Origin of the sequence: Serratia sp. Res13-Sevr-LER1-36-b (genome assembly GCF_015673035.1) — a bacterium.
Taxonomy (GTDB): Bacteria; Pseudomonadota; Gammaproteobacteria; order Enterobacterales; family Enterobacteriaceae; genus Chania; species Chania fonticola_C.
The window spans coordinates 1-377 of record NZ_JADACK010000029.1 but is presented as its reverse complement, the minus strand read 5'-3'; the positions used below and the strand labels follow the sequence as shown (position 1 = coordinate 377).

Here is a 377-nt window from a genome sequence, read left to right as displayed (position 1 = left end):
GGAGGTGATCCAACCGCAGGTTCCCCTACGGTTACCTTGTTACGACTTCACCCCAGTCATGAATCACAAAGTGGTAAGCGCCCTCCCGAAGGTTAAGCTACCTACTTCTTTTGCAACCCACTCCCATGGTGTGACGGGCGGTGTGTACAAGGCCCGGGAACGTATTCACCGTAGCATTCTGATCTACGATTACTAGCGATTCCGACTTCACGGAGTCGAGTTGCAGACTCCGATCCGGACTACGACATACTTTATGAGGTCCGCTTGCTCTCGCGAGTTCGCTTCTCTTTGTATATGCCATTGTAGCACGTGTGTAGCCCTACTCGTAAGGGCCATGATGACTTGACGTCATCCCCACCTTCCTCCGGTTTATCACC

1 rRNA gene is annotated in these 377 nt (G+C 52.5%); it reads right to left on the bottom strand.

What is annotated here, in order from left to right:
• Positions 1-377, bottom strand: a 16S ribosomal RNA gene (locus IMQ33_RS19780); the annotation flags it as partial.